This is a genomic window from Actinoplanes sp. NPDC049668 (assembly GCF_044465445.1).
Classification (GTDB): Bacteria; Actinomycetota; Actinomycetes; order Mycobacteriales; family Micromonosporaceae; genus Actinoplanes.
This window is the reverse complement of the sequence record NZ_JBITLR010000010.1, coordinates 165,061-188,793: the sequence shown is the minus strand read 5'-3', so window position 1 is coordinate 188,793 and position 23,733 is coordinate 165,061. Positions and strand designations below refer to the sequence as shown.

The window sequence follows — 23,733 nt, the reverse complement described above, 5'->3', positions numbered from 1 at the left end:
ACCCGGCCGGGGCGTAGTCGACGGTGGACACCCGGCTCATGAGATCTTGCCGGGCTCCGTGCCCTTCACGATGGGTGCCCGGACCAGGTTGCCCCACTCCGTCCAGGAGCCGTCGTAGTTGCGCACCTGCGGAAAGCCGAGCAGGTGCTGCAGCACGAACCAGGTGTGGCTGGACCGCTCACCGATGCGGCAGTACGCGATGACGTCGTCGCCGGTCTCCAGGCCCAGCTCGTCCCGGTAGATCCTGGTGAGCACGTCGGCCGCCTTGAACGTGCCGTCGTCGTTCGCCGCCGACTTCCACGGCTTGCTGACCGCGCCGGGGATGTGACCGCCGCGCAGCGCACCCTCCTGCGGATACGCCGCCATGTGGGTCAGCTCGCCGGTGTACTCCTGCGGCGAGCGCACGTCGACCAGCGGCCGGCCGCTCGCGACGTGCGCGCCGACCTGGTCGCGGAAGGCGCGGATCTGGCCGTCCTCGCGCACCGGCACCGGATAGCGCGCGGTCGGGCGCTCGGTGCGGTCGCGGGTCAGCTCGCGGCCGTCGGCGACCCACTTCTGCCGGCCGCCGTCGAGCAGCCGGAGGTCACGATGTCCGAAAAGACTGAAGACCCAAAGGGCGTACGCAGCCCACCAGTTGAAATTGTCGCCGTAGAACACGATCGTGTCGTCGCGCCCGATGCCCTTGGCCTCGCACATGGCGGCGAAGGCGGCGGGGTCGAGGTAGTCGCGGACAAGCTGGTCGTTCAGCTCGAGATGCCAGTCGACCTTCACCGCGCCGGGGATGTGACCGCTCTCGTAGAGCAGCACGTCCTCGTCCGACTCGACGACCACCAGGCCGGGGTCGCCGAGATGCGCCGCGAGCCACTCGGCGGTGACGAGCATGCCGGGGTGGGCGTACGCCTGCAGGTACGGCGCCGGATCGTTCTCGACTGACATGGTTCACACGCTATCGCGTCGGCGGCGGATAACCGGATGTTCTGGGCGCCGGCCGTACCTAGGCTGCGAATCATGCTGCTGCGAATGTCCACGATGCTGCTCAAGACCCTGCGCGAGGAGCCGGCCGAGGCGGAGGTGCCGAGCCATCGGCTGCTGCTGCGCGCCGGTTACATCCGGCGCGCGGCACCGGGCGGATTCACCTGGCTCCCGCTCGGCAGGCTGGTCCTCGACCGGGTGACCCAGGTGATCCGGGAGGAGATGACCGCCATCGGCGGGCAGGAGGTGGCCTTCCCGGCCCTGCTGCCCCGCGAGCCGTACGAGGTGAGCGGCCGCTGGACGGAGTACGGCGACGAGATCTTCAAGCTGCGGGACCGCCGCGGCGCCGAGTTCCTGCTCGCGCCGACGCACGAGGAGCTGTTCGCCCTGCTGGTGCAGGACATGACGAGCTCATACCGCGACCTGCCGCTGACCCTGTTCCAGATACAGACGAAGTTCCGCGACGAGGCCCGGCCCCGCGCCGGCCTGCTGCGCGGCCGCGAGTTCCTGATGAAGGACTCCTACTCGTTCGACCTCGACGACGCGGGCCTCGGCGCGGCCTACGCCCGGCACCGGTCGGCCTACCAGCGCGTATTCGAGCGCCTCGGGCTCGAGCACACCATCGTGTCGGCGACCTCCGGCGCCATGGGCGGTTCGGCGTCGGAGGAGTTCCTGGCCTCCGCCGAGGTGGGCGAGGACACGTTCGTGGGCTGCACCGCCTGCGCGTACGCGGCGAACACCGAGGCGGTCGTCACCCCGGTCCCCGCGGTAGCCGGGCGCGAGCACCCCGGGCTGACGGTCCACGACACCCCGGACAGCCCGACCATCGCGTCGCTGGTCGACCTCGCCAACGAGCGCGCGCTCGACGGCCGCACCGACTGGACGGCCGCCGACACGCTCAAGAACGTCGTCTTCACCGTCCACCACCCGGGCCGGGAGGACGAGCTGCTGGCGGTCGGCGTGCCCGGCGACCGCGAGATCGACACCAAGCGCCTCGACGCCGCCCTGAGCCCGGCCACCGTCGCCGTGTTCGACGACTTCGAGGCGCGCCCCGACCTGGTCAAGGGCTACATCGGCCCGCAGGGCATCAAGATCCGCTACCTGGCCGACCCGCGCGTCGCGCCCGGCACCGCGTGGCTCACCGGCGCCAACGAGCCCGGCCGGCACGCGACCTCGGTCGTCGCGGGCCGGGACTTCACCCCCGACGGCACCGTCGAGGCAGCCGAGGTCCGGGCCGGCGACCCCTGCCCGGCGTGCGGCACCGGTGCGCTGACCATCCGGCGCGGCATCGAGATCGCGCACATCTTCCGGCTGGGCCGGCGCTACACGGACGCCTTCAAGGTCGACGTGCTGGGCGCGGACGGCAAGCCCGCGCGCCTGACCATGGGCTCCTACGGCATCGGCGTCTCGCGCGCGGTCGCCTCGATCGCCGAGCAGCACCGCGACGACCGCGGCCTGCTCTGGCCGGACGAGGTCGCGCCCGCCGACGTGCACGTGATCGCGGCCGGCAAGGAGGGCCAGGTCGAGGCCGCCCTGGCCCTGGGCGCGGAGCTGCTCGCCGCGGGACTGCGGGTGCTGGTCGACGACCGCCCGCAGCTGTCGGCGGGCGTGAAGTTCACCGATGCCGAGCTGATCGGAATCCGCCGGATCGTCGTGGTCGGCCGCCGTCTCGCCGAGGGGTACGCGGAGCTGCGCGACCGCCGTACCGGCGAACGGCGCGACGTCCCCCTCACGGACGTACTGCGTGTAATCAAGGAGCAGGCCGGGTAAGCGGCCGGAGACGGACACGACACGGGTGGAGGGCTACGGCCAATGGCGAGGACAGCTGTCGCTGACGTGATGACCCGGCGAATCGTCTACCTGCCCGGCGACACGATGCTGGACGAGGCCGCGCAGGCGATGCGCGACCAGGCGATCGGCGATGTGGTGGTCACCGACGGCCCGACCCTGGCCGGCATCGTGACCGACCGCGACATCGTGGTGCGGGCCGTCGCCGCCGGCCTACCGACGCAGACGACGACGCTGGCGTCGATCGCCTCCCGCGAGCTGATCATGGTCGAGCAGTCGGCCACAGTGGAAGAGGCCGTGCAGGCGATGCGCGACCGGGAGGTCCGCCGGCTGCTGGTCTGCGACGCGGACCGCAACCTCGTTGGCATCCTCAGCCTCAGTGATGTTGCCCTCCTACCGGCCTCGGCGGCGCGGGCCTCGGCACCGGCACAGGCGCGGCCGACGTAGGGTCGAGACGTGAGCGACATGCCGCCGAAGCTGGCCGAGATCGTCGAGGACTTCGCCTCCGCGCCGCGCGACGTCGTGCTGGAGATGCTGCTCGAGTTCTCCGACGCCGTGCCGCCCCTGCCCGACGGGCTCAAGGGCCACGAGGGCATGGAGCAGGTGCCGGAGTGCCAGACGCAGTTCTTCCTGCGCGCCGAGGTGCAGCCGGACGACACGGTGCTGACCTACTTCGACTGCCCGCTGGAGGCGCCGACCACCCGCGCGTTCGCCGGCATCCTGGCCGAGGGGCTCGAGGGCGCGTCGGCCGGCGCGATCCTGGCCGTGCCCGACGACCTCTACAACCGGATGGGCCTGGCGACCGCGATCAGCCCGCTGCGCATCCGCGGCGGCACGGCGATCCTGGGCCGGCTCAAGCGCCAGATCCGCGAGCAGGAGGACGCGAAGTCGTGAATGTCGAGGTCTGGTCCGACGTCATCTGCCCGTGGTGCTACATCGGCAAGCGCCGCCTGGAGACCGCGCTGCGGGACTTCGGCGGCGACGCGACGATGACCTTCCGGGCCTACCAGCTGGATCCCACCCCGGTGCCGCACCCGGTGCCGATCAGGCAGGCCCTGGAGGCGAAGTTCGGCGGCCGGGACCAGGCCGATCGGATGTTCGCGCACGTCACCACGATCGCGGCGGCGGACGGCCTGACCATGAACTTCGACACCGCGATCGCCGCCAACACCTTCGACGCCCATCGCCTGATCGCCTGGGCCGCCACCCAGGAGCTGCAGCTCAGCATGATCGAGGCGCTGCAGCGGGCGCACTTCACCGACGGCGTCGACCTGGGCTCGCACGCCGAACTGGCCCGGCTCGCCGGCTCGATCGGCCTCGACGGGCAGGCCGCGCTCGCCTACCTGGCGACCCCGGCCGGCACCGACGCCGTGAACGCCGACCTGGCCGAGGCGCGCCAGCTCGGCATCACCAGCGTGCCGACGTTCGTGGTCGACCGGAAGTTCGCGATTCAGGGCGCTCAGGAGCCGGCCGTGCTGCGCTCCGCGTTCGACGAGATCGCCCGCCGAGAGGCCGTTGACACCCCTCGATGAGGTTCCACGTGAAACGTCATCGACGGGCTCGATTGTCCCGCCGCATGGCGATCCGCTGCGCGGGATCCAGCCCGTGCGCGGCCTCCTCGTCCATCAGCCGCACCAGTTCGGGGCCGCGCTCGCCCGGGTCGAGCGCGACGAAGCCGATCCGCTCGTAGTACGGCCCGTTCCACGGCACGCCCCGGAACGTGGTCAGCGTCAGCGCGGGAACTCCCTGACCGGCCGCCCAGGCGCCGACGTGGTCGATCAGCCGGCGGCCGACGCCGCGGCGCGCGTGCGCGGGCAGCACGCTGATCTGCTCGATGTGCGCCAGCCCGTCGACGGACATGACCAGGACGAACGCGATCGGGGTGTCCGTGGAGTCGACGACGACCCAGCTGCGCCCGGCCCGCACGAACTCGGACAGGGCCTCGGTGGTGGGAACCGGGTGTTCGGCGATGTCGGGCATCCCGACGTCGCGGAAGAGCTCGCCGGCCGCCAGCTCGATCTGCTGGATGACGCTCAGATCGTCGAACCGGGTGAGCCGGATGAGGCTCACGCTTCGGCACCGACCTCGCGGGCCAGGCCGTCGATGACCTCGGCGCCGGGCAGCGCGCCCAGCGCCGCCCCCGGGATGGCGATCTTGCTGTGCCGGACCCCGGACCCGATGATCACGTGCGGCGTCGCGGCCACCCGGGCGTCGACGAGCACCGGCCATGCCGACGGGAGCCCGATCGGGGTGATCCCCCCGTACTCCATGCCGGTCAGGCTTACCGCGTCGTCCATGGGCGCGAAGCTGGCCTTCCGGGCGTCGAGGAGGCGGCGCACGGTCCCGTTCACGTCGGCGCGGGTCGTGGCCAGGATGACGCAGGCCGCGTACCTGGTGACCTCGCCGCGGCGCCCGGCGACGATCACGCAGTTCGCCGACTCCTCGAGGCGCACCCCGTACGCCTCGCAGAAGGCCGCCGTGTCGGCAAGGCCGGGATCGATCGGCGCGACCATGACCTGATCGCGATCGGTCAGAGCCTCGGCCGACCAGGCCTCGAGAGCGGCCGCGACCGGCGCCGCGAGCAGATCGGGCCGGGAAATCGTGGGTTCGAGCTTCAGGGTTCCGAGCACGCCCGACATCCTCCCCGAGCGCCCGCCCGTCGGCCAGCCGATTCACCGGCGCTCAGTTTTGCTGTGATCTTGCCGACATTCATTGGATGGAGGAGAGACGCAGCGCGCGGGTGGGCACGGTCAGCGGCCTCGCCCTGCTGACGGGCGGCACGGCCGTCGCCGCCGTGACCGGTGAGACCCAAACGATCTTCTCCTCCACCCTGCTCGGGCTGCTGGCGGTGGTGCTGGGCCACGCGCTGCTGACCGAGATCCACCGCCAGGCGCACCGCCGATCGCCGGGCTGGGCGGTCCAGGACACCGCCAACTCGGCGCTGCTCGCCGTGCTTGCGGCGGTCGCGCTGACCGCGACGGTCCTGCCCACGATCACGCCACCAACCCGGGCCGTCTGCCTGACCTTAACCATCGGGTACGCCCTGAGCTGCGTCTACTTCGTGCGCGAGCGCCGCCGGGCGATGACAACACCAACCACCTAGGCGACCGGCGCGACGTGATTCGGGCTCGATCAGGTGTCGCTGAGGTCCAGTCGCCAGCCGGTCGCATGCTCATCCGGATTCGGAAGCCGACCATGTCGATCCCGCTCCTACCGCCACGAACAACTCGAAAACAAGCTCCGGGTCGACTTGGATGACGGCCAACGACACCCATCGGCCGTGCTCGGGGCAGCTCCACGCCAGCATCTCGCTCGTCTGGCTGCGAAAGAAGGTCGACCGCCCCGGCAACCGCCTCGTCGGCGGGGCCTTCGCGCCAGGAGAGGTTGCCCTGCTCGGCCGGCCCCACCTCTCGCTGAGCGTCTCTGCGAGTCGGTCACGCTCTTGTTCGATGGCGCCCGGACGGGCTCGACGACCTCCTCGCTCCGGCGGGCGACATGGTGGTCCACGTCCTTGAACGCGTCCCGCCGTCCGTAGGCAGTCATCAGGGCGCCAACCGCCAGTTCGAACTCCTCGGGGTCGCTCCTTCACCTCGGGGAAGCTGGAGCCGGGCAGGTCGCGGGCGTCGTGATCCGCGAGGCGTCCTCAGTCCTCGACGAGAGGCAGGGCGACGATTATCGGCGGGATCGGAACGCCCGGCCCGTCCGGGCTCACCTCCGGCAGCGGCACCCAGGCGAGGGCGACCGGCAGCGGCCCGCCGACGTGCGGCCCGAGCTGCGGCTCCCCGTCGGCGACCGTCACCGCGAACACCGAGGTCATCCCCGACGGGTACGGGGTGTCCAGCACGAAGCGTGCCTCCTTCACCACCAGGCCGACCTCCTCGAGCACCTCGCGCCGGACGGCGTCCTCCGGTGTCTCGCCGGGGTCGATGCCCCCGCCGGGCAGCGTCCACCATTCGCGGTTGCCGTCGCGCAGGCTCCGCTCGTGCACCATCAATACCCGGCCGTCCCGCACGATGATGGCCGCGGCTCGCTTCCGTCCACTCACGAATGCAGGCTAGCTGCCTCACCGTGTCCGCAAGGTCACGGGGAACCCACGACAGCAAGAAACATGAAACCCCGCCGCCGAACCGCGGCCCCAGCCCACCACCGACGCCCGGCCGAGCGGTGCGCCACCGGTTTTCGCGCGACCGGCGGGTGCGGGCGCTGGTCGCCCTGCGCGCGCACCGCACCGCCTCGGCTCCGCAGGCACCGGCGAGACGGAGACTGAGCCTGCCACGGACCGTCATGATCCGCTAGACGCTGCGTAGCACCCGCTCGAAACTTTCCGGGCGCATCGGGCGTGCGTGGTCGCGCCGGCTGTCAGCGAGTGCCTTCAACACCGCGACGCGCTCCCGCTCCGGGAGAATTCCGGCGAAGGGCGAGGTCTCCCGCAGGTCGACCGCGAAGGCGGCGGACGACGTGAGCGCCTCGAGCACCGCCTCGATCCCCTCGTCGAGCACCGCGTCCCAACGGTCGAGCCACTCCCAGGCCCGGCCCTCCGGATGCATCCGCCGCAGCCGCCGCAGGTTGATCTCGGCCGCCGCCAGCACCGCCCGCGGGTCCCGGACCAGCCGGCCCGCGACCGCCCGGTGCAGCCACAGCTTCTCCTGCTGCTCCCTGTTCATTTTCGGACGGATCAGCGCCTCGACGTCGCTGCGGCGGATGCGCCGCTGCCGTTCGATCGTCACGTACGGCAGCAGCCCGCGCAGGCAGAGGTCGGCGACGTGCGCCCGCGACGAGCGCAACAACACGGCGGCCTCGCCGGTCGTCAGCAGCTCTCGGTTGCGCATCGTCACACGTGGATATTGGCGTTCCGCCGGACGCCGACGCAACAACCGAACGGCTCTTGACTCTTTCATCATGGCTTAGCGGAGATCACCCGGCCGGGCCGTCCACTCACGCGTGCGGACCCACCGCGACGGGACCGACGGTCAGCTCCGCCCGGCCCTCCAGGATCTCGGCGACCCGGTCGGCCTCGGCCTCCAGCAGCCGCAGCAGCCGCCCGTTCAGCGGCGCGAACGGCTCGACCGTCACCGCGATCCGGCGGCCCGACCTGCGCTGATGCCAGACGCCCGCGACAACCCCGTCGACCAGCAGCGCCGGCACGTTGCCCGCCTGGCCGTTGGTCAACGCCCGCTCGGCGGCCCGGCCGGGGAACAGGGTCGCCCGGGGCGTACACCCGATCAGGTACGCGTCGAAGTACGGCAACAGCCGGAGCCCGCCGTACCGGCAATCCTCGAACGCGGTGTCGCCCAGGGCGACCCAGGCCTCGACGCCGTCGAAGTCGACCGGCTCGATGAGACCCGCGAAGCGGGTGAAGAGCCCCGCCGCCCAGGCGGGCGAGGCGGCCAGCCAGCGCGCGAAGTGTGCCGGTGTCGCCGGCCCGTATGCCCGCAGGTACCGGGTGACCAGTGCCGCGAGCGCCTCATCGGCGGGCGCCGGCCGGAAGCCGGCGATCCGGCGCGCGGGACTCAGGTACGTGGCCCGGCGCGCGCGGTCCGGCCCGAAGCACATGGCGCCGCGGTGCATCGCCACGGCCTCGGCCTGCCGCCAGCGCGGCCACAGGTCCTGAAACGCCGGCATGACACGATCGCCGGCCCAGGGCCCGGCACGCTCCACGATCGCCGTGGTCAGCTCGTCGACGGTCAACGGGGCGTCCGCGGCCGCGACGGCGTCGGAGATCGCGGCGACCACCTGGTCGGTCTGGGCGCCGGTCATTCGCACCTCGGGCGCGAAAGGGCTCGGGCCGCTCGGCACGGCTTGGAGCGCGCCCGTCCACATCGGGAGATCCGCGGCGGCCAGCAGGTGCACCGTCCCGCGTGGACCGCGCGATTTGACCAAGGAACAACCGGCGGCCTCCGCCCAGAGCGCGCCGCGCACGCCGGCCCGGGTCACGCCGCCGGTCCGGATGCCGATCGACACCTCGGCGGCGGACATGACCTGTGCGTGGATCCCGAGCGCGCCGGCGGCGGCCGCGGCCGAGTCGCCGGCCCGGTCGCCGTCCGTGAGGTGATGCCGGGCCAGCCGCCGCGTGGACACTTCTTCCCAGGTCAGCCGCACTTCAGTCACCGTACGCCGCGGGTGGCGGCGGCGGGCCGCGGCGTACGGCCGAATCGCGATCGACCCGCGCCGGGGCCGCCGTCTAGGGTCGCCCGATGACCAGCCTCGAGCGGCTCCACGAGCGGCACGCCGCCGCGCTGCTGCGCTTCGAGCGGGAGAACAGGGTGTTCTTCGCGCGCTCGGTGCCGGACCGAGGCGACGACTACTTCGCCGGCTTCGCCGCGCGCCACGCGGACCTGCTCGCGGAGCAGGCCACCGGCCTGATCCATATGCATGTCCTGGTCGACGGGCGCGGCGCCGTGCTCGGCCGGTTCAACCTCGTCGACGTCGCCGACGGCAGCGCCGAACTCGGCTTCCGGGTGGCCGAGCGCGCGACGGGCCGTGGCGTGGCGACCGACGGCGTTCGCCGGGTCATCGAACTGGCCGCGGACGACTACGGCCTGCATACGCTTGTCGCCTCCGCGGCGCTGGACAATGCGGGCTCGCTCGGCGTGCTGCGGCGTACCGGATTCGCCGCGGTCGGCGAGGTGGTGCTCGGCGGGCAACCCTGCCTGCGGTTTGTCCGCGCTCTTACCCCCGCCCGGCCGGGGCCCTGACAAGGGGCCCGATGGAGCTGCGCCCCGGACTCTGCCCGCCGGCCGTTTCCGCGGAGCGCGTTACGCAGTTCGGCGCCATCGCCCGACTCCTCGAGTGCGGCGAACCGGCCACTCCTACAGCACTTCCTTACGCACAGGGAATCTCGCGATGTCGAGGATTTCGCACTCGTAGCGGCCCGCCCTTCGCGGCCGAGGGTCCCCGACATCACCCGCGACGAGCTGGTCGAGATCGTTCGCCGGATCCTCGCCGCCCCGGACTACTACTTCCGCCTCCTGTGACGACCAACGTTCAGCACCCCGGGTAGGAGATCTGATCTTCTGGCCGCCGCCGAGCTGGTGGACGCGCCGCAGGAGCGCATCGTCGACACAGCCCGAGTTACCGACGCATCACACTCCGACCGCCCGGCGGCACCACCTGCCGGCCGAAATCCCGTGAGAATCGTTCTGGCATAACGTCGGATCGGTGGCGAGCCGTTCGTAGGACAGGTGGGAGGCGGCAGAGCGACGCCGCCGGGACAAGGGAGCGATGGGATGACGCAGTACCTGATCTCGTTCAACGAAGGCGCGATGGACCACATCTCCGCCGAGGATCTGCCCGAGGTGGGCAAGGCCGCGCAGGCGGTGTGCCAGGACGCCGAGACCGCCGGCGTGTTCGTGTTCGGCGGCGGACTCCAGCGCCAGCGGGCAAGCGTCGTGACCAGTGACGGGGTGGTCTCCGACGGCCCATACCCGGAGACCAAGGAGGTCATCGGCGGTCTCGTGATCGTCGACGTCGCCACGCGCGAGGAGGCCCTGACCTGGGCCGCGAAGATCGCCGCCGCCTGCCGCTGCGCGCAAGAGGTCCGCGCGCTCGGGGCCGACCCCGAACTGGAAGCCCTGCTCAGCGAGGCAGACACCCCACGATGACACGCAGGCCGGTGACCCGGGACCGAGCTTGATCCGACTCCTGGTCCCGCCGCCTAACTTGCCGCCGCGATGATCGATCCTGGCGGTGCCCTCGGCCTCCCTGTCGAACCCAGGCCCGTCGATCCCGGCCGGCGATCTATCTCCTTCGTCGTCCGCGGCAGTGACACAGACAGCACCCGGGGCATCCGCTTCGAGGCGGACACCGACAGCGGCACGGCGTACTCAATCGGCTGGTCGATCGGATTCGGCGAGGGCACCGCCTGCCAGAAGTACTTCAAGCCCCAATGCGAAACGCCGTGGTCGACGACGATCCCCGAAACGGCGTACCGGCAAGGTGGCCTGATTGCTGACTTCTTTGACGGTGGGTGTCAGGCGAGGTCGGTCGGGTAGGGGCGGTCGGTCACGAAGCTCTTCATCACGAGGGTGGAGTTGAGGCGCATGACACCGGGCAACGTCGACAGCACGTCGTCCTCCAGTTGCGCGTAGGCGTCCAGGTCGGTGGTGCGTACGCGGAGCAGGTAGTCGGGGTCGCCGAACAGGCGCTGGGCGAGCAGGACGTTCGGAATCGCGGCGGCGGCCGCTTCGAAGCCCAGCAGGGTGGCGCGGTCCTCCTGCTTCATCGTGACGAAGACCAGGGCCTCGAACCCCAAGCCGAGGACCTTCGGATCGACGACCGCCCGGTATCCCACGATCGCGCCGGAGGCCTCCAGGTCCCGGACCCGGCGATGCGCCGGAGAGACCGTCAATCCGACCCGTGACGCCAGGTCGGTCAGACTCAGCCGGCCGTCAACCTGCAGCTCCGCAAGAATCTTCCGATCCAACGCGTCCATATCCACAATCTTTCCACAGCTTGCCTTTGACAGCGCAAAACCGAGAAGCACATTCTGTCACTGAATAGCTACGCTTCCTTCCGTGGAAGTCACCGTCGTACTCGGGTTCGCGGCGATAGCCCTCACCCTCATCGTGGTGCCAGGCCCGGACTGGGCATATGTGCTCGCCGCCGGAGCCCGCGACCACGTGGTGATCCCCGCCGTCGCCGGCGTCATGGCCGGCTACGCCCTCATCACCGCTCTTCTCGTCGTCGGTGTCGGCCAACTGGTCGCCACGGTCCCGCCGGCCCTGACCACACTCACCGTCGCCGGAGCCGGCTACCTCACCTATCTCGGCATCCGCGTCGTGCGCAGCCCGGGGCGCATCGAACAGGCCGACGCCGCACCGACGGCATCGCCGAGCCGCTACTTCGCCCGAGGCATCGGCGTCAGCGCGCTCAACCCCAAAGGGATTCTGATCTTCCTGTCGATCCTGCCGCAGTTCACCCGGACCCCGGGCGGCTGGCCCCTGCCGACGCAGTTCGCCACCCTCGGCGGTGTCTTCATCCTGATCACCGCCCTGTTCTACCTACCGCTGGGCTACGCAGCCGACCGCGTCCTCGGCACACGCCCCCGCCTGGCCCAGGTCACCATCAGAATCGCCGGCACCGCCATGATCCTCGTCGGCGCAGTCCTACTCATCGAGCGGCTCGTCGAAACCGCCCCCTAAGCGTTCAGACTGCGGCCGACAGTCCTGTAGGGACCTCTGTAATCGGCAGCCTCGCCCGGCTGGCTGATGCCGTCTGGGCCGGCCGCTTGGCATGATGGGGCCTTCATGAATACCGTTGATCTTTGCCGCGACAGCTTGGACGGGTTGTCAGTGGGCGATGCATTGGGTGCGCAGTTCTTCGTTCCAGGCACTTCTTATACCGAGCTGGTGGCCGGTCGCCCTCCTCGCGGCCCGTGGCCCTGGACCGATGACACCGAGATGGCCTGCACCGTCGTCAGCGAGCTGCAGGCTCGCGGCGACATCGACCCCGACCACCTGGCCGCCGCCTTCGCGCAGCGGTACGAGCCATACCGCGGCTACGGCGGGGGCGCGGTCGTCATCCTGCGCCAGATCCGTGAGGGAGCTGACTGGCGGCAAGTGGCACGCTCCGCCTTCGACGGCCAGGGTTCCATGGGCAACGGCGCAGCCATGCGCGTGGCGCCCCTGGGCGCCTTCTACGCCGGCGACACCCGGGCCGCGGCATTGCGCGCGATGCGCTCGGCCGAAGTAACCCACGCCCACGCCGAGGCTGTGCTCGGAGCTGTAGCAGTGGCCGTGGCCGCTGCCGAAGCAGGTCACGCTCGACGAATGGATCACCGGCCTGAGCCGGAGGCACTACTGCAGGTGGTACTGGAGCACCTCGTCGAGAGTCGTGTCAGAGCGGGCATCCGGCGGGCTGTCGTCCTTCTCGGTGCCAGCGTGGCCGAGGCCGCCTACGAGCTGGGCAACGGAGCGCGGGTGCTGGCGCAGGACACCGTGCCCTTCACGCTGTGGGTGGCGGCCACTTTCCTGCACGACTACCCCGCGGCGATCTTGGCTTGTATCGAGGCCGGCGGTGACGTGGACACCACCGCCTCCATCGTCGGTGGCATCGTCGCCGCCTACACCGGCACCGGCCCAGGCGGCATTCCCTCGTCCTGGCTCACCGCACGCGAGCCGCTACCGCCGTGGGGCCGCGACCTAAACACGTGTCGCGCATCCGATGCGGTCCCAGCGATCTTGCTGCCCGCTGCGCCGCAGGTCAGCGGCCATATCAGTGGAGCCCTGGGGACCTGAACCCCAAGGCGTGATCATGGAATGAGGAGGGTCCCACGCAACAAAGTCTCAAAGGTCGCGCCCACGAGGGCCGGTTGGAGCGAGCGGTTGGAGTCAAGCTGGGGTCACCTCTCCCGCCTGCCAGGCAGCGCCCCAGTGCAACCTTCCATGCCGCCATGCCAAGTAGACTTGACGTCAAGATAACTTTACATCAAGATGCGTCCATGCCGACGACCGCGACGCCGAGAGGGCGTACCACCAGCATCGACCGAATCGCTCGCTGGGCCCTCGACCCTGATGGCGATCTTTACGGCGACGAGCGTGAACGGCTGCACTGGTACGAGGGCATCGCGGTGGCGGCCTCCATCCAATGGCTGGCAGTGCCGTGGGTCGCTGCGGTCATGGTGTGGAGTCAGGGGCGCGACGCGGTCACGCCGTTGGCGGCAGTTCTAGCCGCGCTCTATTTGCCGGTTCTGATTACCGGGTCATACGTTCAACGGCGCCGCATCGAGACCACGCCGACGATCTGGTCCAGGAAGCGTGTCATCCTCACCGTGCTGCATACGCTGCCCTACCTGCTGTTCGCCGTTGGTGCGATGTACTTCATCGTCGACTCCGCTACCTTCATCGGCGCCGGCGTTGGGATTCTGGTCGGAGCCGTCGTCGGCATTCTCATTCTGCGTTTCAGGACCGTCCGCCGCCGTCGTCGCGACGCCGCCTACGCCGCGGCCGGAGACGTCGAGTAATGGCCCCACCTTCCGGTCCAGTGCGGTCTAGCACACATGACGGAATCACCGGCGATCTCATCCGTCAGACCAGACGTGCCGCCAGCCTCACTCAGCAGGATCTCGCAACAGCAGTCCAGGTCAGCCGACAGACGATTATCTCCATGGAAACCGGGGACTACGCGCCTTCGGTCTACCTAGCCATAAAGGTTGCCAGGGCGCTCGGGACGACAGTCGAGCACCTGTGGGGACCCTCAACGTCCTGAGCCCGCGGTGCCACGGGGGTGACCGAAGCTCAGACGAGTGGCGATTCACGTCGCTACTACCGCTTTGCCATCCCGTCCGCCGTCGACCCGCACACCGCGGAGCGAGCCTGGGTCGACGGTGGGCGGGATCGCGCCACCATCCCAGAAGCCTGAGCGATCCCGCCGGAGGAAGCCGGCCGATACTCGTCGCCGCCGGTGCGGACCGCCGCGTCGGCCCGGAGGCGCTGCCTGTGCTCTCTGCCGTGAGGGCCTGACCAAACCGAATTGGATTGCCGCGGTGTCGCCCGACCGGCAGGCTGTCCGGTCATGAGACCGCCAGAGGTGATCGACGCTGGCGAAGTCGTACTCCGGCGATGGGAGCATGCCTGGGCAGACGCTGCTACAGCCGCTGTCCGCGAGTCACTGCCGGAACTGAAGCCCTTCCTGTCATGGGCCTCCGATGCGTACGACGCCGAGACATCCCGTACCGCCATCGAGAGGGCGATGGAGAACTGGGACAAGGGCTCTGCGTTCAATTACGGCATCTTCGCCGGGGCGGGTGAGCTCGTCGGCGGCGTCGACCTGATGACCCGGATGGGGCCTGGCGTGCTCGAGATCGGTTACTGGATGCGCACGGCGTACACCGGGCGTGGCTACATGACCGCGGCCGTCGAGGCAGTGACCCGCGTGGCGCTCGCGCTGCCGGGCATCGAGCGCGTGGCAATTCGTCACGACATGGCGAACGCGGCCTCGGCCGCCGTGGCGGTCAAGGCCGGATTCGTCGAGGTTGGTCGCGTAGAAAGCGAACCGGAGGCGCCCGGCGAGACAGGTACGGACGTGATTCGGGAGCGCCGCGTCCATCTTCGTACGTAGCGGATCTGCGTCGCACGTGCACTTCGGGCCGCGCCGCGGGATCGTCGGAGACGCGCTCTAACCAGCCGCTGCCAGCCGCTGGGACATTCCGTGATGTGTCCCGGAAGTGTCCCCAACGATCTTGGCTTTGCGTTTTGCCTGGTGAGAGGCGTGGAAAGTGGAGCCCAGGGGACTTGAACCCCTAACCCCCGCCTTGCAAAGGCGGTGCTCTGCCAGTTGAGCTAGGGCCCCCGGTGGGTATTGCTAGCGCAGATCGGGCGACGTCGTCGCCTCGTGCCACAGGGCGCGCTCGTCGCTGGACGCCTTGACCTTCTTGACGATCAGGGCGGCCGCGCCGACGACCGCGGTAAGGATCAGGAGCTTCTTCAGCATGTCTGGATCCCCTCAAAATCTGCGGCTGAGGATGTGCACGGTGGGGCTAGCTGGAATCGAACCAGCGACCTCAGAGTTATCAGCTCTGCGCTCTAACCGACTGAGCTATAGCCCCGTGACAGCGATCCGAAGATTACCGTATCCCGTCTCGGTCCCCCAAATTGGGGGCGGCCGCCGTGTCTGGCACGGCGGCCGCAACCGGGAGTCTCGGGGTCAGTCCCGCTCGGCGAGCGTCAGCTCGATGCCGCCGACCAGGTCCGCGCAGACGTTGTAGATGAAGGCGCCCAGCGTGGCCAGCGCGGTGAAGAGCACCACGTTGACCGCGCCGATCAGCATCGAGGTGCCGATGACGCCCCACGCCGTGATGCGGAAGCCGCCGTCGGCAGCGCCGTCGGTGCCGCCGCTGGCGTTCACCAGGCTCTGCAGGCTGGTGTTGACCTCCTGCCAGACGCCCATGGCGTCCAGCGACAGGTAGAGCACCGAGGTGGCGACGACCACGACGATGAACAGGACCACCGACACGGCGAAGGCGAACTTCATCACGGACCACGGGTCGATCCGCTTGAGGTTCAGCCGGGCGCGGCGCGGGCCGCGGGCCGCGGCCGAGCTGACCGCCGAGCGGGCGGAGCGGACGGCCTCCGACACCCGGGCGGCGCCGACTGCTGCCGAGCCGCTCACGGCCGTGGCGGCGGCGGGCCGCTTGGGCGCCTCACCGGCACGCTGGGGGCCCGCGCCGGGCTTGGCCGACGGTATGACACCCGGGCGCCCGGGCTGTGCGGCCTGGCCCGGGGCGGCGGTTCCGCCGCTCGTGCCCTTCGTGACGATCGGCACGGAGGCGGAACCCTTCGCCACCGAGGGGCCGGCGGGGCCGGCAGGACCGGCGGGGCGCTTCGGCTCGGTCTGCCCGTCGGTCTTCTCCGCGGTCGGCTCACCGGGCGGCGGGGTCATGCCCGGCGCACGGGTGAACTTCGGTTGGGTCGGGGCATCGGCGGGTACCGCCGCCCGTCCGGCGGGCTCGCGGCCGGCCGAGGGGGTGCCGTCCGTCTTCGACCCCTCTTCGACCGGAGTTGCCGAGGATCCCGGGCCCCCCGACTTCGCCTGTGTCTCCGGCATCAACTAGTCCTGTTCGTCAGGCTCGTCGGCATTGCGAGCAAGCGCCACGATGGTTACACCTTCTGGGAGGTCCATCAGCTTGACCCCCATTGTGTTCCGATCCCGCGTGCGCCGTACAGGCTTCACGGGAGTCCGGATGACACCACCATTGCTGGTGATGGCAAATAGTTCATCCTCCGGGTCGATCACCAACGCTCCGACCAACCCACCACGACGCTCCGTGATCTTGGCGGTCAGCACGCCCTTGCCGCCCCGGCCCTGCACCGGATACTCCTCGATCGGCGTCCGTTTCGCATACCCGCCGTCGGTGGCGACCAAAACGTCGAGGCCCTCACGAACCACCTCCATCGCCAGGAGCTGGTCGTCCTCGCTGAAGCGCATGCCGATGACACCGGAGGTAGCCCGGCCCATCGGGCGCAGCGCCTCGTCGGTGGCGTTGAACCGGATGGCCTGCGCCCGCTTCGAGACCAGGAGCAGGTCATTCTCCGGCGCGGCCAGTGTGGCACCCACCAACTCGTCATCCTCCCGCAGGTTGATGGCGATGATGCCACCGCTGCGGTTGGAGTCAAATTCTTCGAGGCGGGTCTTCTTCACGAGACCATTCTTGGTTGCCAGCACAAGGTAGGGCTCGACCTGGTAGTTCGGGATCTGGATGACCTGGGCGATGTGCTCGTCGGGCTGGAAGGCGAGCAGGTTGGCGACGTGCTGGCCCTTCGCTACCCGGTTCGCCTCGGGCAGCTCGTACGCCTTGGCCCGGTAGACCCGCCCCTTGTTCGTGAAGAACAAGATCCAGGAGTGCGTCGAGATGACGAAGAAGTGGCTGACGATGTCGTCCTGGCGCAGGGACGCCCCGCTCACGCCCTTGCCGCCGCGCCGCTGCGACCGGTACAGGTCGACCTTCGTGCGCTTCGCGTAACCGGTACGTGTGATGGTCACCACAACGTCCTCGCGCGTGATGAGGTCCTCCATGGAGACCTCACCGTCAAACGGGATGATCTGGGTCTTTCGGTCATCTCCGAAGCGGGACACGATCTCGGCCAGCTCCTCCGAGACGATGGCCCGCTGGCGCTCCGGCTTGGCCAGGATGTCCTTGAGGTCGGCGATCTCGATCTCGATCCTGGCCAGCTCGTCGATGATCTTCTGGCGCTCGAGCGCCGCCAGGCGCCGCAGCTGCATGTCCAGGATCGCGGTGGCCTGGATCTCGTCGACGTCGAGCAGCTGCATCAGGCCCTGGCGCGAGTCCTCGACCGTCGGCGAGCGCCGGATCAGGGCGATCACCTCGTCGAGCATGTCGAGGGCCTTGACCAGGCCGCGCAGGATGTGCGCGCGCTCCTCGGCCTTGCGCAGCCGGTACGCGGTGCGCCGGCGGATGACCTCGATCTGGTGATCGACGTAGTAGCGGATGAACTGGGCCAGGTTCAGCGTGCGGGGCACGCCGTCGACCAGCGCCAGCATGTTCGCGCCGAACGTCTCCTGCAGCTGCGTGTGCTTGTACAGGTTGTTCAGCACGACCTTCGCGACGGCGTCGCGCTTGAGGACCAGGATCAACCGCATTCCGGTACGCCCGGACGACTCGTCCCGGATGTCCGCAATGCCGGTGAGCTTGCCCTCCTTGACCAGCTCCGCGACCCGCTCGGCGAGGTTGTCGGGGTTCACCTGGTACGGCAGCTCGGTGACCACGAGGCACGGCCGGCCCCGGGCGTCCTCCTCGACCTCCACGACGGCGCGCATCCGGATCGAGCCGCGGCCGGTGCGGTATGCGTCCTGAATCGCCTGCTGACCGACGATCAGGCCCCGGGTGGGGAAGTCGGGCCCCTTGACGATCTCGAGAACCGCCTCGAGCGTGGTGGCCTCGTCCGCCTCCGGGTGGTCCAGGTACCACTGGACGGCCGCGGCGATCTCCCGCAGGTTGTGCGGCGGGATCTTGGTGGCCATGCCGACGGCGATGCCCTCGGAGCCGTTGACGAGCAGGTTGGGGAAGCGCGCCGGCAGGATCGTCGGCTCCTTGGTCCGGCCGTCGTAGTTGTCCTGCATGTCGACGGTGTCCTCGTCGATGTCGCGCAGCATGTCCATCGCCAGCTGCGAGAGCTTCGACTCGGTGTACCGCATGGCGGCCGGCGGGTCGTTGCCCGGCGAGCCGAAGTTGCCGTTTCCGTCGATCAGCGGGTAGCGCAGCGACCAGGGCTGGCCCATCCGGACCAGGGCGTCGTAGATCGAGGAGTCGCCGTGCGGGTGGTAGTTACCCATGACGTCGCCGACGACGCGGGCGCACTTGACGTAGCCGCGGTCGGGCCGGAAGCCGGCGTCGTACATCGCGTAGAGGATCTTGCGGTGCACCGGCTTGAGGCCGTCGCGCACGTCGGGCAGGGCCCGGCCGACGATGACGCTCATCGCGTAGTCGAGGTACGACCGCTGCATCTCGACCTCGAGGCCGACCGGCTCTACGCGCTGGCTCACGCCGCCGCCGGGCTCGTCCTGCGGTTCCTCGGCGGGGATCTCGGGAGTATCCGTCACAGTTAACCCTTACTGACGTTCGAACCCGACAAACGGCGTCGAGCTACGCATTTCTCTGTGGATAACGCTGTGGAAAGCGGTGTATCGCTGTGCATAACCCGAGGTGAGCGGCGTCGCCCGACGCCGCTCACCGGAGGTCAGATGTCCAGGAAGCGCACGTCCTTGGCGTTGCGCTGGATGAAGGAGCGCCGCGCCTCCACGTCCTCGCCCATCAGGACGCTGAACAGCTCGTCCGCGGTCGCGGCGTCATCGAGGGTCACCTGGCGCAGCGTGCGGGTCGCCGGATCCATCGTCGTGTCCCACAGCTCCCGGAAGTTCATCTCGCCGAGACCCTTGAACCGCTGGATGTCGTCGGGCTTCGCGTTCGGCTTCTTCTGCTGGCGCAGCTCGACCAGCCCGTCCCGCTCCCGGTCGGAGTAGGCGTACTGCGCGTCGTCGCCGCGCTTGTTCCACTTGATCTTGTAGAGCGGCGGCGCGGCCAGGTAGACGTGGCCCTGCTCGACCAGCGGCCGCATGAAGCGGAACAGCAGGGTGAGCAGCAGCGTCTGGATGTGCTGGCCGTCGACGTCGGCGTCGGCCATCAGCACGACCTTGTGGTAGCGCAGCTTGGCGATGTCGAAGTCTTCGTGGATGCCGGTGCCCAGCGCCGTGATCAGCGACTGGACCTCGTTGTTCTTCAGCACCCGGTCGATCCGGGCCTTCTCGACGTTCAGGATCTTGCCGCGGATCGGCAGGATCGCCTGGATCTGGCTGTCCCGGCCCTGCTTGGCCGAGCCGCCGGCCGAGTCGCCCTCGACGATGAACAGCTCGGACACCCGCGGGTCGGTCGACTGGCAGTCGGCCAGCTTGCCCGGCATCGAGCCGGACTCCAGCAGCGACTTGCGCCGCGCCAGCTTGCGGGCCTGCTGCGCGGCGATGCGCGCCCGGGCCGCCTGGGTGGCCTTGGTGATGATCTGCTTCGCGTCGGCGGGGTTGCGGTCGAACCAGTCCGCGATCTGCTCGTTGGCGATCTTCTGGACGAAGCCCTTCATGTCCGTGTTGCCGAGCTTCGTCTTCGTCTGGCCCTCGAACTGCGGGTTGGCCAACTTCACCGAGACGATCGCGGCGAGACCCTCGCGGATGTCCTCGCCCGAAAGCTTCTCGTCGCTCTTGAGGAACTTCTTCTCGGCGCCGTACCGGTTGACGATGCTCGTCAGCGCGGCCCGGAAGCCCTCCTCGTGCGTGCCGCCCTCGTGGGTGTTGATCGTGTTGGCGAACGTGTAGACCGACTCGCCGTACGACTCGTTCCACTGCATGGCGACCTCGACGGCCATGCCCTGTTCCTTGGCCTCGGTCTCGAACTCGATCACCGACTTGTGGATCGGCGTCTTGGTGTTGTTGAGGTGGCGCACGAAGTCGGCGATGCCGTTCTCGTACATGAAGGTGACCTCGCGGGGCTTGCCCTCCTCGTCGAGGTGCTCCGGGCGCCGGTCGACCAGGTTGATCGTGAGGGCCTTGTTGAGGAAGGCGTACTCCTGGATCCGGCGGTAGATCGTCTGCCAGTCGAACTCGATGGTCTCGAAGATCGTCGGGTCGGGCCAGAACTGGACCTTCGAGCCGGTGGTCGAGGTGGCCTCGCCCTTCTCGAGCGGGCCGGGCTTGGACGCGGTGTACTTCTGCCGGTACACGTTGCCCGACTTGTGGATCTCCACGGCCATCCGGGTGGACAGCGCGTTGACGACCGAGACGCCGACGCCGTGCAGACCGCCGGAGACCGCGTACGCCTTGCCGTCGAACTTGCCGCCCGCGTGCAGGACGGTCAGCGCGACCTCGACACCCGGCTTCTTGAGCTTGGGGTGCAGGTCGACCGGGAAACCGCGGCCGTTGTCGGTGACGGAGACGCCACCGTCGGGCAGCAGGACAACGTCGATGGTGTCGCAGTGGCCCGCGAGCGCCTCGTCGACGGCGTTGTCCACGACCTCCCAGACCAGGTGGTGCAGGCCCCGCTCGCCGGTGGAACCGATGTACATACCCGGACGCTTGCGGACCGCCTCGAGGCCTTCGAGCACGGTGATTGACTCGGCACCGTATTCCTGCTTCTTCTCTGCCACCCTCGGCCACTTTCTCGGACCGTCCCGCGTCGCGGGCCGGACACGGGGTTGGCGGGCAGTCGTCGACGGCCGGCGGGCAGGGCGAACCACCGGCGACGAGCCGCGGCTTTCAGGCGGACCACCGGTGGAACCGAGCGCGCCGGTCGCCGCGGTCAGCCCGCGGATCGTGATCGGCTGGAAAAATCGCGTAGCGTGACGTTGTAGCGCCACGAGAGAGACTTTCCCGGTCACCGCCGATTCTACTCCGTCCGAGCGAGATATAGAGGGTCCGGCACCCTCTTCCGGGTACCTCAGATTGCCGTAGCGCGATTGAGGGGCGCACCCACGAGTCCCCCTACACGGAATGCGGGCGCCCCGCAACGGCGAACCGTTCGGCGCCCGGCCCCGGGCGCGCACCCGGGAGCGGCCGGGCCACGCGCTGCGACACTGCCTGACGGCGGCAGGCGGCAGTGTCGTAACCTCGCCCGCGCGGGCCGAAACACGGCCATGAGGGTCCGCAGCCGGCAGTCGAGGAGAGGTGGGCCCCCATGGCGCTGGACAAGGGGCTGGACAACGTCGCCGTGCATTGGCCACGGACGAACCGGTTCTACGACCCGGTGGCCCCCGCCGAGTTCGTCGACTTCGGCGCCGTCGCCGACGCGCCGGACATCGCCGCGCCGACCGGCGCCCTGGCCCTGCACATCGCCAAGACCGGCACCGTACGGGCGACCGCGTACACCGAACTGGTGGATCTGCTGCTGGGGCTGGAGGGCGTCCTCTACGCCACCGACGCGGCGGCCGAGGACGAGGACCCGGTCATCGACCCGGACGGCTGCGCGTGGATCGCCGGCGGTCTTGAGCGCTTCGTCGAGGGCCACCAGGAGCACGGCGACCTGGTCACCTTCGACAGCGTGGCGAGCGTGATGCGGGCCGCCGTCGCCGCCGGGCGCCTGGCCGAGCAGCAGCTGCGGTGGCTGGACCACCGGCTCGCGGCGCTGCGCGACGAGTCCGGCAACGCGCCGCACTGGAGCTTCGCGCGTACCGAATTGGCGATCTTGGCCGGCTTCTACCGCCGCTGCGCCGAGCGCGGCTTCGCCGTCTTCGCCGACTACTGAGCCACTAGCCGTACGTGTCGCGGGGGCCGCGGCCCTGCACCCGGCGTGGGCCCTTGTTCCATGAGGGAGCCGCCGGGCCGTGGATGTTGAGCTTGGTGACCACGTTGTGGCCGACCTCGGCGGCGATCCGCTTGAGCAGGTTGCCGGCGAGCAGCCGCAGCTGGGTGGCCCACGCCGTCGACTCGGCCTCGACGGTCAGCACGCCGGCGTCGAGCTTCACCGGCCGGCTGTGCTGCGCGATGTCCGCCCCGACGACCTTCTCCCAGGCGCCGAAGACGGTCGCCTCCGCGGCCGGCTTCTGCCAGCCGCGCTGCTTCATGATCCGTTCGAGCATCACGCCGAACAGCTGCGGGTCGCGCGGATCGGGCCCGGGACCGGAATAGCCACGCAGCCGCCGGCCGGTCCCCTCGCCGGCCCCGGTGCGGCGGCGCGGTGCCTGCTGCGCGGCACGGCGCTTGGCAAGAGCGGCATCCAGTACGGCACGAGCAAGCTCGGGGCCGCCCGCCGCGGCCGCCGCGGTGGTCTCGGCCGTGGCCGCGACCTCCGGCGGTGTGGATGGCCGGCGAGACCCGGAGCCGCCTTTTGCGGACTTCTCCGCGGATGGCTCAGCCACGGGTCACCGTCCCAGCTCCGACGTCGTAGCGGGCCCCTCGCAGGGCCGCGGGCACATCCTCCGGCACCGCGCAGGTGACGAGCAACTGCGTCGCGTCCGAGACCAGCGTCGCCAGCCGCTCACGGCGGCCGGAGTCGAGCTCGGCGAAGACGTCGTCGAGCACCAGCACCGGCTCGATGCCGTCGGCCCGCAACAGGTCGTACGCCGCCAGCCGCAGGGCCAGCGCGAACGACCAGGACTCGCCGTGGCTCGCGTAGCCCTTCGCGGGCAGCTCGCCCAGCGTCAGCGACAGATCGTCGCGGTGCGGGCCGACCAGGGTGACGCCGCGCTCGATCTCGTTCTGGCGGCGCTCGGCCAGCGACGCCAGCAGGGCCTGTTCGAGCTGCCCGCGATCGGCGACGAGCGCGTCGCCGAGCCGCGACGCGTACGCGATCGAGGCCGCCGACCGGCCGGCCGCCACCGCGTCGTACGCCTTGGTCAGGTGCGGCCCGAGCGCCGCGACCAGGTCGAGCCGGCCGGCGAGCAGCTCGGCGCCGTGCTGCGCCAGGTGCTGATCCCAGACCTCGAGCGTCGAGAGGTCCTGCCCGCGGGCCCCACCGACCTTGCGCGTCAGGTACGCCGTGCGGAGCAGGGCGTTGCGCTGCTTGACGACCCGGTCGTAGTCGGCGCGCACCCCGGCGTAGCGGGGCAGCCGGGCGACGAGCAGGTCGTCGAGGTAGCGGCGGCGCTCGCCGGGGTCGCCGCGGACCAGCTCCAGGTCCTCCGGCGCGAACAGCACCATGCGCAGCGCGCCGAGGACCTCTCGGGAACGGCGCACCGGCGACCTGTTCAGCCTGGCCCGGTTCGCCCGGCCCGGCACGATCTCCAGCTCGACCAGCAGCTGGCGGCCATCGTGGACGATCTCGCAGCGGATCACCGCCGAGCCCGCGCCGGCCCGGACCAGCGGCGCGTCGGTGGCCACCCGGTGACTGTCCAGGGTGGCCACGTAACCGAGCGCCTCGACCAGGTTGGTCTTGCCCATGCCGTTCTGCCCGACCAGCACGGCCGTGCCGGGATCGAAGTCGACCGCCACCCGCTCGTACGAACGGAAATCGGTCAGTTCGACCCGGCGTACGTACAT

26 protein-coding genes, 2 tRNA genes and 1 pseudogene are annotated in these 23,733 nt (G+C 70.0%); 14 read left to right on the top strand and 15 right to left on the bottom strand.

All coding sequences use genetic code 11. From position 1 onward, the window contains the following. Positions 1 to 36: 36 nt before the first annotated feature. Positions 37 to 936: a sulfurtransferase gene (locus tag ACIBSW_RS36745; protein ID WP_354722622.1), complete on the bottom strand. Its 900-nt coding sequence runs from the start codon at positions 934 to 936 to the stop codon at positions 37 to 39. A gap of 72 nt (positions 937 to 1,008) precedes the next feature. Between ACIBSW_RS36745 and ACIBSW_RS36740 the strand changes: the two genes are divergently transcribed. Genes ACIBSW_RS36740 through ACIBSW_RS36725 form a run of 4 tightly spaced genes read left to right on the top strand, consistent with a single transcriptional unit; the run spans position 1,009 to position 4,292 of the window. Beyond that, entirely contained in the window at positions 1,009 to 2,742 is a 1,734-nt protein-coding gene (locus ACIBSW_RS36740; protein WP_354722621.1) for a proline--tRNA ligase, read from the top strand. A 42-nt stretch (positions 2,743 to 2,784) separates the two neighbouring features. Continuing rightward, a complete protein-coding gene (locus tag ACIBSW_RS36735) occupies positions 2,785 to 3,207 on the top strand; it encodes a CBS domain-containing protein (RefSeq protein WP_354722620.1) in 423 nt (140 codons plus the stop codon). A gap of 9 nt (positions 3,208 to 3,216) precedes the next feature. After that, the gene (locus ACIBSW_RS36730) at positions 3,217 to 3,654 is read left to right on the top strand and encodes a SufE family protein (RefSeq protein WP_354722619.1); all 438 of its coding nucleotides are present in this window, start codon (positions 3,217 to 3,219) and stop codon (positions 3,652 to 3,654) included. Continuing rightward, positions 3,651 to 4,292, top strand: a complete 642-nt coding sequence (locus ACIBSW_RS36725; RefSeq protein WP_354722618.1) for a DsbA family oxidoreductase — start codon at positions 3,651 to 3,653, stop codon at positions 4,290 to 4,292. Before ACIBSW_RS36730 ends, ACIBSW_RS36725 begins: the two co-directional genes overlap by 4 nt. 16 nt (positions 4,293 to 4,308) lie before the next feature. Here the strand turns inward: ACIBSW_RS36725 and ACIBSW_RS36720 are convergent, their stop codons facing one another. Then, positions 4,309 to 4,830 carry a GNAT family N-acetyltransferase gene (locus ACIBSW_RS36720; protein ID WP_354722617.1) on the bottom strand — a complete coding sequence of 174 codons (522 nt, stop codon included), beginning with the start codon at positions 4,828 to 4,830 and terminating at the stop codon, positions 4,309 to 4,311. Next, positions 4,827 to 5,399, bottom strand: coding sequence for a YbaK/EbsC family protein (locus tag ACIBSW_RS36715; RefSeq protein WP_354722616.1), 573 nt, complete (start codon positions 5,397 to 5,399; stop codon positions 4,827 to 4,829). Before ACIBSW_RS36715 ends, ACIBSW_RS36720 begins: the two co-directional genes overlap by 4 nt. Before the next feature lie 77 nt (positions 5,400 to 5,476). On the opposite strand from ACIBSW_RS36715, the gene ACIBSW_RS36710 reads away from it, so the two are divergent. After that, a complete protein-coding gene (locus ACIBSW_RS36710) occupies positions 5,477 to 5,863 on the top strand; it encodes a hypothetical protein (protein ID WP_354722615.1) in 387 nt (128 codons plus the stop codon). A 540-nt stretch (positions 5,864 to 6,403) separates the two neighbouring features. Here ACIBSW_RS36710 and ACIBSW_RS36705 read toward each other — a convergent pair. From ACIBSW_RS36705 to ACIBSW_RS36695, 3 genes are all read right to left on the bottom strand, one after another. Continuing rightward, positions 6,404 to 6,805, bottom strand: coding sequence for an NUDIX hydrolase (locus tag ACIBSW_RS36705; protein ID WP_354722614.1), 402 nt, complete (start codon positions 6,803 to 6,805; stop codon positions 6,404 to 6,406). Positions 6,806 to 7,052: 247 nt separating this feature from the next. After that, the gene (locus ACIBSW_RS36700; protein WP_354722645.1) at positions 7,053 to 7,589 is read right to left on the bottom strand and encodes a helix-turn-helix domain-containing protein; all 537 of its coding nucleotides are present in this window, start codon (positions 7,587 to 7,589) and stop codon (positions 7,053 to 7,055) included. 106 nt (positions 7,590 to 7,695) lie between these two features. After that, the gene (locus ACIBSW_RS36695; protein WP_354722613.1) at positions 7,696 to 8,859 is read right to left on the bottom strand and encodes a winged helix DNA-binding domain-containing protein; all 1,164 of its coding nucleotides are present in this window, start codon (positions 8,857 to 8,859) and stop codon (positions 7,696 to 7,698) included. Between the two features lie 95 nt (positions 8,860 to 8,954). On the opposite strand from ACIBSW_RS36695, the gene ACIBSW_RS36690 reads away from it, so the two are divergent. The 3 genes from ACIBSW_RS36690 (at position 8,955) to ACIBSW_RS36680 (ending at position 10,751) form a co-directional block, all read left to right on the top strand. Beyond that, entirely contained in the window at positions 8,955 to 9,455 is a 501-nt protein-coding gene (locus tag ACIBSW_RS36690) for a GNAT family N-acetyltransferase (RefSeq protein ID WP_354722612.1), read from the top strand. A 531-nt stretch (positions 9,456 to 9,986) separates the two neighbouring features. Continuing rightward, positions 9,987 to 10,361: a YciI family protein gene (locus tag ACIBSW_RS36685; RefSeq protein WP_354722611.1), complete on the top strand. Its 375-nt coding sequence runs from the start codon at positions 9,987 to 9,989 to the stop codon at positions 10,359 to 10,361. A gap of 69 nt (positions 10,362 to 10,430) precedes the next feature. Beyond that, a complete protein-coding gene (locus tag ACIBSW_RS36680) occupies positions 10,431 to 10,751 on the top strand; it encodes a hypothetical protein (RefSeq protein WP_354722610.1) in 321 nt (106 codons plus the stop codon). Here ACIBSW_RS36680 and ACIBSW_RS36675 read toward each other — a convergent pair. Then, entirely contained in the window at positions 10,730 to 11,242 is a 513-nt protein-coding gene (locus ACIBSW_RS36675) for an Lrp/AsnC family transcriptional regulator (protein ID WP_354722609.1), read from the bottom strand. The two genes, ACIBSW_RS36680 and ACIBSW_RS36675, sit on opposite strands and share 22 nt — an antisense overlap. A gap of 31 nt (positions 11,243 to 11,273) precedes the next feature. Between ACIBSW_RS36675 and ACIBSW_RS36670 the strand changes: the two genes are divergently transcribed. From ACIBSW_RS36670 to ACIBSW_RS36650, 5 genes and pseudogenes are all read left to right on the top strand, one after another. Then, positions 11,274 to 11,900: a LysE family translocator gene (locus ACIBSW_RS36670; protein WP_354722608.1), complete on the top strand. Its 627-nt coding sequence runs from the start codon at positions 11,274 to 11,276 to the stop codon at positions 11,898 to 11,900. Positions 11,901 to 12,005: 105 nt separating this feature from the next. Continuing rightward, positions 12,006 to 12,890, top strand: a pseudogene (locus ACIBSW_RS36665) (ADP-ribosylglycohydrolase family protein); the annotation flags it as partial. A gap of 308 nt (positions 12,891 to 13,198) precedes the next feature. After that, entirely contained in the window at positions 13,199 to 13,720 is a 522-nt protein-coding gene (locus ACIBSW_RS36660) for a hypothetical protein (protein ID WP_354722607.1), read from the top strand. Then, entirely contained in the window at positions 13,720 to 13,965 is a 246-nt protein-coding gene (locus ACIBSW_RS36655) for a helix-turn-helix transcriptional regulator (RefSeq protein ID WP_354722606.1), read from the top strand. Before ACIBSW_RS36660 ends, ACIBSW_RS36655 begins: the two co-directional genes overlap by 1 nt. A 321-nt stretch (positions 13,966 to 14,286) precedes the next feature. Next, positions 14,287 to 14,817 (top strand): GNAT family N-acetyltransferase, encoded by a 531-nt coding sequence (locus tag ACIBSW_RS36650; protein ID WP_354722605.1) that lies wholly within the window; start codon positions 14,287 to 14,289, stop codon positions 14,815 to 14,817. A 158-nt stretch (positions 14,818 to 14,975) separates the two neighbouring features. On the opposite strand, the gene ACIBSW_RS36645 is transcribed toward ACIBSW_RS36650, so the two are convergent. The 6 genes from ACIBSW_RS36645 to gyrB all read right to left on the bottom strand — a co-directional run bounded on the left by ACIBSW_RS36645 (position 14,976) and on the right by gyrB (position 20,906). Next, positions 14,976 to 15,048, bottom strand: a tRNA-Ala gene (locus ACIBSW_RS36645). A gap of 12 nt (positions 15,049 to 15,060) precedes the next feature. Next, positions 15,061 to 15,189, bottom strand: coding sequence for a DLW-39 family protein (locus ACIBSW_RS36640; protein WP_221478940.1), 129 nt, complete (start codon positions 15,187 to 15,189; stop codon positions 15,061 to 15,063). Between the two features lie 41 nt (positions 15,190 to 15,230). Then, a tRNA-Ile gene (locus ACIBSW_RS36635) sits at positions 15,231 to 15,304 on the bottom strand. A gap of 98 nt (positions 15,305 to 15,402) precedes the next feature. Further along, positions 15,403 to 16,302 carry a DUF3566 domain-containing protein gene (locus ACIBSW_RS36630; protein ID WP_354722604.1) on the bottom strand — a complete coding sequence of 300 codons (900 nt, stop codon included), beginning with the start codon at positions 16,300 to 16,302 and terminating at the stop codon, positions 15,403 to 15,405. 3 nt (positions 16,303 to 16,305) lie between these two features. Beyond that, positions 16,306 to 18,816: a DNA gyrase subunit A gene (gene gyrA, locus ACIBSW_RS36625; protein ID WP_404799574.1), complete on the bottom strand. Its 2,511-nt coding sequence runs from the start codon at positions 18,814 to 18,816 to the stop codon at positions 16,306 to 16,308. Positions 18,817 to 18,953: 137 nt separating this feature from the next. Further along, positions 18,954 to 20,906, bottom strand: a complete 1,953-nt coding sequence (gyrB, locus tag ACIBSW_RS36620; protein WP_354722603.1) for a DNA topoisomerase (ATP-hydrolyzing) subunit B — start codon at positions 20,904 to 20,906, stop codon at positions 18,954 to 18,956. Between the two features lie 527 nt (positions 20,907 to 21,433). On the opposite strand from gyrB, the gene ACIBSW_RS36615 reads away from it, so the two are divergent. After that, positions 21,434 to 22,000: a hypothetical protein gene (locus ACIBSW_RS36615; protein WP_354722602.1), complete on the top strand. Its 567-nt coding sequence runs from the start codon at positions 21,434 to 21,436 to the stop codon at positions 21,998 to 22,000. Between the two features lie 4 nt (positions 22,001 to 22,004). On the opposite strand, the gene ACIBSW_RS36610 is transcribed toward ACIBSW_RS36615, so the two are convergent. Next, positions 22,005 to 22,613, bottom strand: a complete 609-nt coding sequence (locus ACIBSW_RS36610) for a DUF721 domain-containing protein (protein ID WP_404799573.1) — start codon at positions 22,611 to 22,613, stop codon at positions 22,005 to 22,007. Next, a complete protein-coding gene (gene recF, locus ACIBSW_RS36605) occupies positions 22,606 to 23,733 on the bottom strand; it encodes a DNA replication/repair protein RecF (RefSeq protein WP_354722642.1) in 1,128 nt (375 codons plus the stop codon). Before recF ends, ACIBSW_RS36610 begins: the two co-directional genes overlap by 8 nt.